General features: G+C 62.5%; 11 protein-coding genes. 9 read left to right on the top strand and 2 right to left on the bottom strand.

Annotation, left to right across the window (positions count from 1 at the left end):
• Window positions 1–166: 166 nt before the first annotated feature.
• Window positions 167–1,006: a DsbC family protein gene (locus FXN63_RS03495; protein ID WP_246165019.1), complete on the top strand. Its 840-nt coding sequence runs from the start codon at window positions 167–169 to the stop codon at window positions 1,004–1,006.
• A 111-nt stretch (window positions 1,007–1,117) separates the two neighbouring features.
• On the opposite strand, the gene mltA is transcribed toward FXN63_RS03495, so the two are convergent.
• Both mltA and apaG read right to left on the bottom strand, forming a co-directional pair.
• Window positions 1,118–2,443, bottom strand: a complete 1,326-nt coding sequence (gene mltA / locus FXN63_RS03500) for a murein transglycosylase A (RefSeq protein WP_425468717.1) — start codon at window positions 2,441–2,443, stop codon at window positions 1,118–1,120.
• A gap of 224 nt (window positions 2,444–2,667) precedes the next feature.
• Window positions 2,668–3,042: a Co2+/Mg2+ efflux protein ApaG gene (gene apaG, locus FXN63_RS03505; RefSeq protein ID WP_148812894.1), complete on the bottom strand. Its 375-nt coding sequence runs from the start codon at window positions 3,040–3,042 to the stop codon at window positions 2,668–2,670.
• A 123-nt stretch (window positions 3,043–3,165) separates the two neighbouring features.
• Between apaG and rpe the strand changes: the two genes are divergently transcribed.
• The 8 genes from rpe to FXN63_RS03545 all read left to right on the top strand — a co-directional run bounded on the left by rpe (window position 3,166) and on the right by FXN63_RS03545 (window position 11,721).
• Window positions 3,166–3,873 (top strand): ribulose-phosphate 3-epimerase, encoded by a 708-nt coding sequence (rpe, locus tag FXN63_RS03510; RefSeq protein WP_148812896.1) that lies wholly within the window; start codon window positions 3,166–3,168, stop codon window positions 3,871–3,873.
• A gap of 74 nt (window positions 3,874–3,947) precedes the next feature.
• Entirely contained in the window at window positions 3,948–4,631 is a 684-nt protein-coding gene (locus FXN63_RS03515; protein WP_148812898.1) for a phosphoglycolate phosphatase, read from the top strand.
• Between the two features lie 367 nt (window positions 4,632–4,998).
• Window positions 4,999–6,519, top strand: a complete 1,521-nt coding sequence (gene trpE / locus FXN63_RS03520; protein ID WP_148812900.1) for an anthranilate synthase component I — start codon at window positions 4,999–5,001, stop codon at window positions 6,517–6,519.
• An 83-nt stretch (window positions 6,520–6,602) separates the two neighbouring features.
• Window positions 6,603–7,172, top strand: a complete 570-nt coding sequence (locus tag FXN63_RS03525; protein ID WP_148812902.1) for an anthranilate synthase component II — start codon at window positions 6,603–6,605, stop codon at window positions 7,170–7,172.
• 40 nt (window positions 7,173–7,212) lie between these two features.
• On the top strand, window positions 7,213–8,241 hold the full coding sequence (trpD, locus tag FXN63_RS03530; RefSeq protein ID WP_148812904.1) for an anthranilate phosphoribosyltransferase: 1,029 nt from the start codon (window positions 7,213–7,215) through the stop codon (window positions 8,239–8,241).
• A gap of 265 nt (window positions 8,242–8,506) precedes the next feature.
• Entirely contained in the window at window positions 8,507–9,295 is a 789-nt protein-coding gene (gene trpC / locus FXN63_RS03535; protein ID WP_148812906.1) for an indole-3-glycerol phosphate synthase TrpC, read from the top strand.
• Between the two features lie 118 nt (window positions 9,296–9,413).
• Entirely contained in the window at window positions 9,414–10,256 is an 843-nt protein-coding gene (locus FXN63_RS03540) for a uracil-DNA glycosylase (protein ID WP_148812908.1), read from the top strand.
• A gap of 292 nt (window positions 10,257–10,548) precedes the next feature.
• Window positions 10,549–11,721, top strand: a complete 1,173-nt coding sequence (locus FXN63_RS03545; protein WP_148812910.1) for a YjgN family protein — start codon at window positions 10,549–10,551, stop codon at window positions 11,719–11,721.
• Window position 11,722 lies beyond the last annotated feature (1 nt).

Below are 11,722 nucleotides of genomic sequence, written 5' to 3' on the forward strand. Positions count from 1 at the left end.
AAAACATCGACATTCCAACGCGCTGAAATTCCACCCCCGGATTTTTTTGTCTGATTTCCAGATCCGGCTTCGACTAAGGTTCAAGTTCAGACGCAAGCCCGGATTTCAGCAAACTCCATATCAAGCCATGACCTACCCCGTCATGGATCAAGAACACAGGACAGTCGTGCAACACACCAAGGCAAGCATGGAAACGCAGACGGCGGCCCAGCAGATCGGCAAGCGTCTGGGACTGGCACTCGCCAGCATCGCGATGGTCGCAGCCAGCATGATGGGGGCGGTTTCACCCGCGTCAGCGCAGACGCCTGCCGCAGCAAAAGCACCAACGACTGCTGCGGCACCCGCCACCCCGACCGCTGCCGAAGAATCCGTGCGCAAACGCTTCATCGAACGCTTCGACGGTGCCGAGATCGACAGCGTCACGCACACGCCTTACGGCCTGTACGAACTGCGCCTGGGTTCCCAGCTGATCTACACCGACGAAGCTGTCAGCTACGTGTTGCAAGGCAACCTGATCGACGTCGCTACCCGCCGCAACGTCACCAAGGAACGCATCGACGCGCTGATGGCGGTGCGCTTCAAGGACCTGCCGCTGGACTTGGCGATCAAGCAGGTACGCGGCAACGGCGCACGCAAGGTGGCACTGTTCGAAGACCCCAACTGCGGCTACTGCAAGCAGTTGCGCCAGTCGATGGAAGGCGTGGACAACGTCACCATCTACACCTTCCTGTACCCCATCCTGTCGGAAGACTCGATGACCAAGGCGAAGAACATCCTGTGCTCGGCCACGCCGGGCAAGGTGTGGGACGACTGGATGCTCAAGGGCCGTACGCCCGCGCGTACGGCAGGTTGCGACACCAGCCCCATCGATCGCACGCTGACCTTCGGCCAAAGCATCCAGGTGCGCGGCACGCCCACCATCATCTTCTCGGACGACACCCGCGTAGGCGGTGCCATCCCGGCAGACCAGTTCAAGGCCAAGCTGGATTCCTTGCCCAAGAGCTGATCTCGTCGCCGCTGCAAACGTCGACACCAAACGTCAAAAAGCCCCGAATCTCACGATCCGGGGCTTTTTGACGTGGGCTGCCTGTTTGGCGGCCGGGTCAGCGCATCAAGCTCAACGCGCCGACTGCGGCGCACTGCCGCGTGGCCACAGCACCCACATCTTGCCGGGCTGCTTCATGCGGCCAGCCTGTTCACCCGCTTGGGCACCGAAGCCCCAGAACATGTCGGCCCGCGCTGCGCCCTTGATGGCCGCACCCGTGTCCTGCGCAAACGCCATGTGGGTCAGCGGCTGATTGGTGTTCGGATAAGTCGTCGCCAGGAACACCGGGCTGCCCAGCGGCACGATGCTTGGGTCGACCGCAATCGAACGTCCGGGCGTCAGCGGCACACCGAACGCACCGCGTGGGCCATCGCCCACATCGTTGACCGCTTCTTCACGGAAGAACACCATCGCCGGATTGGCGTTCAACATCTCGCGCACGCGACCCGGATTGGCGCGTGCCCAGGCCTTGATGTTCTGCATCGAGGCCTGCGCCAGCGTCAACTGGCCCTGGTCAACCAGCCACTTGCCGATCGACACATACGGATGACCGTTGTGATCGGCATACGCCACGCGAATGACACCGCCCCGGTTCGGGCCATCGACCAGCTCGGCACGGCCCGAGCCCTGCACCTGCAGGAAGAACGCATCAACCGGGTCATTGACCCACACAATGGCAGGCGGACGCTGCGGGCTGTTCTCGATCTCGGCGCGCGAGTCGTAAGGCACCACCCGGTTGCCCACCAACTTGCCGCGCACCCGCTTGCCCGTCAGTTCCGGGTACATGCTACCCAAGTCGATGGTCAACAAGTCGGCCGGCGCGGTATACAGCGGCCACTGATAGACGCCGCCTTGCACACGCGACGCCTGCACCAAAGGTTCGTAATAGCCCGTTACCAGCCCAGTGACCGCATCGCCACGCGCCGTGCCAACCACCCAGGGTTCCAGCCGTTCTTCCAGGAAGCGTCGCACCTGTCCCGCCTGGGGACCACGACGCGCCAAGTCTTTGGCGGCGGCGCAAACCGGCATCCACGGGCCGGTGGCCACCCAGGCCGATGCATTGGTCGCCACCGTCTTGCCCGCGCGCGCCACGATCGCATCGCAATTGCGCTGGAACGCCACCCAGGTGTCCTCGACCGTATCGGTATGCCAGCCGGGCAGGGAATTCCAGGGACTGCGCACGAAGCGTGCAGTGGTCGGCAGGGGCAGGGTGGGGGGCGGGGGGCTTACGCCACCGGTGCTCGGCCCGGGGGGCGTCAGCACGAAGGGCGGGGGGCTGGACGTGCCAGGTGTGCTCGGGGTGGCCGGAACGGGTGTAGACGGGGCCACTTCCACCTCTTCGTCACCATCGGCGGCGGGCGGGGTAGAGCAAGCTGCCAGCCACAGCGCGCCAGTCATCGCGACGGCCAATACTTTAAGACGGGGAATCAGGATGCCGGGCAGGCGTGCGGCCAGCGTGCGATCGGACATTGGGGATGAACTCCAGGGTACGGCAAAGCCCGGTTCGGTCGCCTGCACGTCTGGGACGCGCGGCGGTGCCGAGTGGTCGGGCGGATAAGCGTGAATCGGGACAGGTGCCCAGGGCAAAAAACGCCCAAGGCAAAAAGGCGCGCGCGGGCTGCTCAGTGCAGCGTACGTGGCATGGCCAGCACAAATTCGGGGATCAAGGCCTCGAAGGGAGTGCCGTCCTCGCCGACGCAATGATACGTGCCTCGCATGGAACCGACCGGCGTCTTCAGGGGACAGCCGCTGGTGTACTCGAAACTCTCGCCGGGTTTCAGCAGGGGCTGCTGCCCGACCACGCCCAGGCCACGGACCTCTTGGACGGCTTGTTCGCCGTCGACGATGGTCCAGTGGCGGCTGATCAGTTGCGCAGGCTGCGAGCCGGTATTGGTGATGCGGATGGTGTAGGCAAAGACGTACTGCTGCCGGGCCGGATCGGAGTGTTCCGCCAGATAACGCGGCGAAACGGTGACGGACAATTCAAGAGTTTTCATGCTGTGCTCATACCCGGTGTGCGGTGCTACTACAATTCGAGCCGGCGTCGCCCGAAACGTTCGCAGGATCTTCCGACGAGGCGTGTGACGATCCCGTTATTCATCAAGCCACGGAAACCGCTCATGTCCGCGTCCAGCCAAACCACGACTCGCATCGCCCCCAGCATTCTATCCGCCGACTTCGCCCGCCTGGGCGAAGAGGTCCGCAATGTCGTTGCTGCCGGTGCCGACTGGATCCACTTTGACGTGATGGACAACCATTACGTACCAAACCTGACGATCGGTCCGATGGTATGCCAGGCCATCCGTCCCCACGTGGACGTCACCATCGATGTGCACCTGATGGTCGAACCCGTTGATGCGATCATCCCCATGTTCGCCAAGGCGGGGGCCAATGTCATTACCTTCCATCCGGAAGCCTCGCGCCACGTCGATCGCAGCCTGTCGCTGATCCGTGAAAACGGCTGTCAGGCCGGGCTGGTGTTCAACCCGGCCACGCCGCTGTCCTTCATGGACCACGTGATGGACAAGCTCGACATCGTGCTGCTGATGTCGGTCAACCCGGGCTTCGGCGGGCAGAGCTTCCTGCCGGGCACACTCGACAAGCTGCGCGAAGCGCGTCAGCGCATTGATCGCTGGCAGGAAAAGACCGGCAAGACCATCCTGCTGGAAGTCGATGGCGGCGTGAAGATCGACAACATCGCGGAAATCCGCGCAGCCGGTGCAGACACCTTCGTGGCCGGCTCGGCCATCTTCGGCAAGCCCGACTACGCCGAGGTCATTCGCCAGCTGCGTGCGGAAATCGTGCGCGGCGAGACCAGCTCGGCGTAAGCCTGGCGCGATTATTCTGCGAGGCTGGCCGGTTTCCATCGGCCAGCCGCTTTTTCCTCTTGAAAGGTTTTCCCATGGCCCTGCGCGCTGCATTGCTCGATCTCGATGGCACCCTGATGGACACCATTCCCGATTTGGCGAGCGCCGCCAACGCGATGCGTGTCGAGCTGGGCATGTCTCCGCTGCGCGAAGACGTGATCGCCACCTTTGTCGGCAAAGGCATCGAAAACCTGGTGCGTCGCACCTTGGCCGGTGCACAGGACGCAGAAGAACACCCGGTTGGTTTCGACGACGCGCTGGCTTCCTTCAAGCGCAACTATCACGTCATCAACGGTGAAAAGAGCGTGGTCTTCGATGGCGTGCTCGACGGCCTGATGGCCATGCGCGCCATGGGATTGAAGCTGGCGGTGGTCACCAACAAACCCGAAGAATTCACCTTGCCCTTGTTGCGCAACACCGGCATTGCGGGTCTGTTCGATGCCGTGGTGTCAGGTGACACCTGCGCCCGCAAGAAGCCCGATCCGCTTCCCATGTTGCACGCATGCGAACAGCTTGGCGTGGATGCGTCTGATGCCGTGGCCATCGGCGACTCGATCAACGACGCCTTGGCTGCACGGGCTGCCGGGTGTGCGGTGTTGGCCGTTCCCTACGGATACAACGAAGGCCGGGACGTGCGCACGCTCGATGTCGATGCTATAGTTCCCACGCTTGTTGATGCTGCCGACTGGGTACGTCGTCGGCAAGAAAGTCCGAAGTAAAAAATCTGGTTAGGTGCAATCGACGTCAGGTACAGTCGTTTGCAATCTTCTTGACCAGATTTTCGTAAGATCCTGCTTACCCAAGCATTAATACCCAAGCACTACCCAATTCGAGACGACCGCCTTTCCATGACCGCCCTGGTTCAAACGCTCGCACTATCCAGCCCCTCGTGGCGCTGGTGGCGTTCGTCTGCCGGGTGGTGGTGATTCCCCGGCTGGTCGCTCGATGCGCATGACACACACGCGTCGCCCGGCCAGCCAAGCAAGATTTCCCAAATTCAAGAATCCCCCCACCTGTGCCTGATGCGGCGCGGGGATCAGCATGCCCGGGTTGCTCAGACACAGGTCCAGAGATCACGAGGAATGCATGACCGAAATCGAATTCAACGCGCTGGCCGCTCAAGGCTATAACCGCATCCCGCTGGTCATCGAGACCTATGCCGATCTCGATACCCCGTTGTCGCTGTACCTGAAGCTTGCCCATGCCGGCCCCGCCGGCGGTGCCATGAGCTGCCTGATGGAATCCGTGGTGGGCGGTGAACGCTTCGGCCGCTACTCCTTCATCGGTCTGCCGGCCAAGCGCTGGATTCGTTCACACGGCAAAAAGACCGAGGTCTTCGAGAAAGGCCAGGTCGTTGAAAGTCACGAAGGTGACCCGCTCGCCTTCATCGCCAGCTACCAGCAACGTTTCAAAGTGGCCCTGCGCCCCGGCATGCCGCGCTTCGTCGGCGGCCTGGCAGGCTACTTCGGCTACGACATGGTGCGTCACATCGAGCCGCGCCTTGGGCCGAACACCAAGCCCGATCCTGCCGGCATGGAAGGCGGCACGCCCGACATGCTGCTGCTGCAGATCGACGAACTGGCGATTGTCGATAACCTGGCCGGTCGCCTGTATATCGTCGTGTACGCCGACCCGGCCCTGCCGGAAAGCTACGCCCGCACCCGCAACCGCCTGCGCGAACTGCGCGCGCAACTGCGCAAGCCGGTGGAAATGCCCTACGGCCAGTCCAGCCTGCCGACCGAGGCACGCCGCGACTTCGCCAAGGAAGACTATCTGGCCGCCGTGCGCCGGGCCAAGGAATACATCGCTGCCGGTGACCTGATGCAAGTGCAGATCGGCCAGGTCATCGCCAAGCCCTTCCGCGATTCGCCGCTGTCGCTGTATCGCGCACTGCGCTCGCTGAACCCGTCGCCCTATATGTACTTCTGGAACTTCGGCGACTTCCATGTCGTCGGTGCCTCGCCAGAAATCCTGGTGCGCCAGGAAATCATCGCAGCCGACGGCGACGCCGCTACCCGCGTCACCATCCGCCCCTTGGCCGGCACCCGTCGCCGTGGTGCCACGCCGGAAGAAGACGCGGCACTGGCCGACGAACTGCGTGCCGACCCGAAGGAAGTGGCCGAACACGTGATGCTGATCGACCTGGCCCGCAACGACGTGGGCCGCATCGCTCGCACCGGCACGGTTGAAGTGTCCGACAAGATGGTGATCGAACGTTATTCCCACGTCATGCACCTGGTGTCGAACGTGGCCGGTACCGTCAATGCCGACATGACCGCCATGGACGTGCTGCGCGCCACCTTCCCGGCTGGCACGCTGACCGGCGCGCCGAAAGTCCGCGCCATGGAAATCATCGACGAGCTCGAACCGGTTCGCCGTGGCATCTACGGCGGCGCAGCCGGTTACCTCAGCTACGGTGGCGAGATGGACGTGGCCATTGCCATCCGCACTGGCGTGATCAAGGACGGCACCTTGTACGTGCAGGCCGCTGCCGGCATCGTTGCCGACTCGGACCCCGAAAAGGAATGGCAAGAAACCGAAGCCAAGGCCCGCGCCGTGTTGCGTGCGGCCGAGCAAGTCCAGGTTGGTCTGGACGAAGGTTTCTGATATTTCCGTGCGGCCACCCGCCGCACCATTTCCTGATTTAGGTCCGTGGCGCGCAAGCGCGCCCATCCTGCCCGGAGCATCCCATGCTGCTGATGATCGACAACTACGACTCCTTTACCTATAACCTGGTCCAGTACTTCGGCGAGCTTGGCGAAGACGTGCGCGTGGTGCGCAACGACCAGATCACAATCGAAGAAATCGAGGCGCTGGCCCCCGAGCGCATCTGCATCTCGCCCGGCCCCTGCTCGCCGAACGAAGCCGGCATCTCGGTCGCGGCCATCAAACATTTCGCCGGCAAGGTGCCGATCCTGGGCGTGTGCCTGGGTCACCAAGCCATTGGCGCAGCCTTCGGTGGCAAGGTCATCCGCGCCAAGCAGGTCATGCATGGCAAGACCTCGCCGATCACCCACACCGGCACCGATCTGTTCACCGATCTGCCTTCGCCCTATACGATCACGCGCTATCACTCACTGGCCATCGAGCGCGAAACGCTGCCCGACTGCCTGGAAGTGACGGCTGAGACGGCCGATGGCGAAATCATGGGCGTGCGTCACCGCAGCCTGCAGGTGCTGGGTGTGCAGTTCCACCCGGAATCGATCCTGAGCGAACACGGCCACGCCTTGTTGCGCAACTTCATCACGCACACCGCCTGAGCGACGCGTAGACCTGACAATATTAAGGAAGTCCGACTCCATGATTACCCCGTCCGAAGCGCTGGTTCGCTGCATCGAGCACCGCGAAATTTTCCACGACGAAATGCTGCACCTGATGCGCATGCTGATGCGCGGCGAAGTCTCGCCGCCAGTTGCCGCCGCACTGATTCTCGGCCTGCGCGTGAAAAAGGAAACCATCGGCGAAATCGCCGCTGCCGCATCCGTCATGCGTGAATTCGCCGACAAGGTGGAAGTCGCCAACCCCGACGATCTGCTGGACTTGTGCGGTACGGGCGGCGACGGCAGCCACACCTTCAACATCTCGACCACCGCCATGTTCGTGGCGGCCGCCGCCGGTGCGCGCGTTGCCAAACACGGCAACCGGGGCGTGTCGTCCTCGTCGGGCAGCGCCGATGTGCTGGAAGCACTGGGTGTGAACCTGGCGCTGAATTCCGCCCAAGTGGCGGAAAGCATTGAAGCCACCAACATCGGCTTCATGTTCGCGCCCGCCCATCACAGTGCCATGAAGAACATCGCCGTGATCCGCAAGGAATTGGGCGTGCGCACCATCTTCAACCTGCTGGGCCCGCTGACCAATCCGGCCGGTGCCGCCAACCAGTTGATGGGTGTGTTCCACGCCGATCTGGTCGGCATTCAGCTGCGCGTGCTGCAACGTCTGGGTTCGCGCAACGTGCTGGTGGTCTACGGCAAGGACGGCATGGATGAAGCCTCGCTCGGGGCTGGCACCCTGGTGGGCGAACTGCGCAACGGCGAGATCAGCGAATACGAAATTCACCCGGAAGATTTCGGCCTGTCGATGGTGTCCAACCGCGGCCTGCGTGTGGCAAACCGTGACGAGTCTTGCACCATGGTGCTGGAAGCCTTGTCGGGCACACCCGGCCCAGCCCGCGACATCGTGGCATTCAATGCTGGCCTGGCGCTGTACACCAGCAACCGTGCCGATTCGCTAGATGCCGGCATTCGCCTGGCATTCGAGACCATCGCCAGCGGTGCCGCACGCGCCAAGGTGGATGAGTTCGCCCGCTTCACGCAGAAGTTCGCGAAGTGAGATGTCACGGTCGACAGGCTTCACGGCCTGACGACCGCATGACAATGAATACGTCATGACATGAATACGTCATGACATGAAGAAGTCACAACCGACATCGACCTGATCACGCCAACACCACGACGCCGTTTTACGCAGATCGGACCTGCGGGTTAATCGCAAGGCGGCATCGGGCAATCGGTGTTCCAATGCCGACATCCTGACCGGATCGCATCCGGTTCTGTTCAAGCTGGCCTTGGCCGGCATCTGTATCGAGTTTTGCCCCATGAGCGATATCCTGCAGCGCATCCTGGCCGTGAAGGCTGAAGAAGTTTCCCGTGCACGCCAACTTCGCAGCGAATCCGACCTGCGTCGCGAAGCCGAAGCCCGGCGCGACGTGCGCGGATTTGCCCAGGCCATCGAAAACAAGATCGCCGGCGGATCGGCCGCCGTCATCGCCGAAATCAAGCGTGCCTCGCCGTCGAAAGGCCTGCTGCGCGAACGCTTCGTGCCCGCCGAGATCGCCGCGTCCTACGCCAAAGGCGGCGCAGCCTGCCTGTCGGTGCTGACCGACGTGCAATTCTTCCAAGGCGCAGCCGACTTCCTGCGTCAGGCGCGCGCGGCCTGCACGCTGCCGGTCCTGCGCAAAGACTTCATCATCGACAGCTACCAGGTGGTCGAAGCCCGTGCGATGGGTGCCGATTGCATCTTGCTGATCGCCGCCGCGCTCCCGCCCAGCGCACTGCACGACCTGGAAGCCTTGGCCATGGCGCTGGGCATGGACGTGCTGATCGAAGTCCACGACGCTGCCGAGCTGGAAGTGGCGCTCACCATGAAGACGCCTTTGCTCGGCATCAACAACCGCAACCTGCGCAGCTTCGAAGTGTCCTTGCAGGCCACGGTCGATCTGCTAGGCAGCATTCCCGCAGGCAAGCGCGTGGTTACGGAAAGCGGCATTTTGAACCGAGACGACGTGCAATTCATGCGCAACCACGGCGTCGAAGCCTTCCTGGTTGGCGAAGCCTTCATGCGCGCCGAAGAGCCGGGCACGGCCCTGTCGGAACTGTTTGCGTGAACGCGTTGGTAAGCAGGGTTGCAGGCAGGGTTGAAAGCAGGCTGGGCTGCGACGTGCGTCGCAGCCGTCATCCGGCATGTTGCTTGCGCGTCGCCTGCCCTGAACAGGGGAGCGCGCAATGAGCAAACAGAACGAATTGTTCGGCGACATGCCGGCAGAAAGTGCCGGCGTGGGCAAGGCAAAATCCAGTGAAGCACCAGCCAGTGGTGCGCAAACCATCGTGCAAACTGTCAAGCACACACAGCCCAACACAAGCAGCAATCGTCTGGTGCAACCGCTTGCCAGCTTCATTCCCAAGCTGCCCGCCGACTGGGCCGACGCGCTTGCCCCGGTCTTGCAAGGCGATGCGTTCGACAAGCTTGCCGCCCACGTCGATGCCTGCGTGGCGCGCGGCACAAGCGTCTACCCGGCCGACCCCTTTCACGCTCTGCGACTGACTCCGCTGTCCTCGGTCCGTGTGTTGATCCTCGGCCAAGATCCGTATCACGGCCCCGATCAGGCCCAAGGCCTGGCGTTTTCAGTCCCGACTGCCGCCAAGCGCCCACCCAGTCTGCGCAACATCTTCAACGAAATCGCTGCCGAATTCGGCGGGGTGCCAGGGTCCTTCGACAACGACCTGACCCGCTGGGCCAAGCAGGGAGTGCTGTTGCTGAACACCGTACTGACAGTTGAAGACGGTGCCCCCGCATCCCACGCCAAACGCGGTTGGGAACGCATCACCGACGCCGTCATCGAGCAGGTGGCGCAACACGCACCCACCGCTTTCCTGTTGTGGGGCGCACATGCGCAATCCAAACGCGCATTGATTCCCGCCGATCACGGACATCTTGTCCTGACTTCGAACCACCCGTCACCCCTGTCGGCACGCCGTCCGCCCGAACCCTTCCTGGGTTGCGGGCACTTTGCCAAGGTTGACGACTGGCTGCAAAGCCGGAACGAGTCGCCGATCGCCTGGCGATAGACAGGAAAGTCCACGCGCCCGGCTTTCAATCGGGGCGTGGGCAGCTTCGACGCTGCCGGTTTTCGCGTGAACGCTGCTTGCATCGCAATGCATGCCTTCGTATCCCCCATAGATTTGCATGCATGAATCGATATGCATAAGGCCATGCGTCAAGCGGCATGGACCGTCACGTCCCATGCCGTTTTCTTACATGCAAACCTTTCGCGTTCAGCTCGTTTTGGGCTAGCCTGCGCGTGGCTGCCATGCGGCCCAGGCATCGCCCACGATGCCACTTTCTTCAAAGGAAAGCTGAATGCAAGAAAACCAGGCGCTCGCACCGCGCCCGGCGGCCGACGCGCTGCCTCGTGATGTTTCCACTGACTTATCCGCCGAGTTGCCCATTCGGTTCACCGGCAGCGGATCGGAATACTTCCGAATCTGGATCGTCAACCTGCTGCTGTCGATCCTCACGCTCGGTATCTACTCGGCCTGGGCCAAGGTCCGGCGACTCAAATACTTCTACGGCAACACCTTGATCGACGGTGCGCCGCTGGATTATCACGGCACCCCCATCGCCATCCTGAAAGGGCGCATCGTCGCCGCCGTGTTGCTGGCAATCTGGATGGGCGTGCAGCAGTTCGGCAGCCTGGAACTGATCGGTGGCGTATTCCTCGTCGGCCTGGCGATCTTGCCGCTGCTGCTGGTGCGCTCGCTGCGCTTCCAGTACTTCAACACCAGCTATCGGGGTGTCCGCTTCGGGTTTGGCGGCACCACCTTGCGCGCCTACATGGTGTTCCTGTTGTGGCCGCTGCTGCTGTTCCCCGGGGTGGCGCTGTCCTTCGTCTCTATCTACCTGATCCCGGTGGTGATCTTGGTCGTGCCGTTTGCGCACCAGCAGCTGCGCAAATATCTACATGACGGCGTGCGTTACGGCAACCTGCCCGGCAGCATGCACGCCGGTGTCGGCGCGTTCTACCTTATCTACCTGTTCACGGTGCTTATCGTGATCGGTGCCTTGGTCGGTGCAGGCTTGGTGGTTGCCGCCATCCCCGGCTTGGTCCGATCGGTCAATGCAACCGTCGCATCGCTGGGTGGCGATATTGGCCTGGGAGCAGGTGTGCTGGCACTGATGGTGGCGATTGCGCTGGGGGCGATGCTGATCTTCGTGCTGATTGCCGGTCCGTTCTTTGTTGTGCGCATCCGCAATCTGGTGTGGAATCGCAGCCGCCTTGGCGAGCACCAGTTCCGCTCGCGCGCCAAGGTCTTGCCCTTCATCTGGATTGCCGTTTCCAACTTCGTGCTGATCGTCTGCACGTTTGGTCTGTTCACCCCGGCTGCGCAAATCCGCAAGGCCCGCTACCTGATACAGACCATGGCGCTGGTGCCAAAGGGTTCGCTCGATGAAGTCGTTGCCGTACAGCAGGACCGTGTCAACGCGGTCGGCCAGGAAACCGCCGATCTCTTCGACATCGACGTCGCGTTGTGAT

Source organism: Pigmentiphaga aceris (assembly GCF_008119665.1).
GTDB classification, from domain to species: Bacteria; Pseudomonadota; Gammaproteobacteria; order Burkholderiales; family Burkholderiaceae_B; genus Pigmentiphaga; species Pigmentiphaga aceris.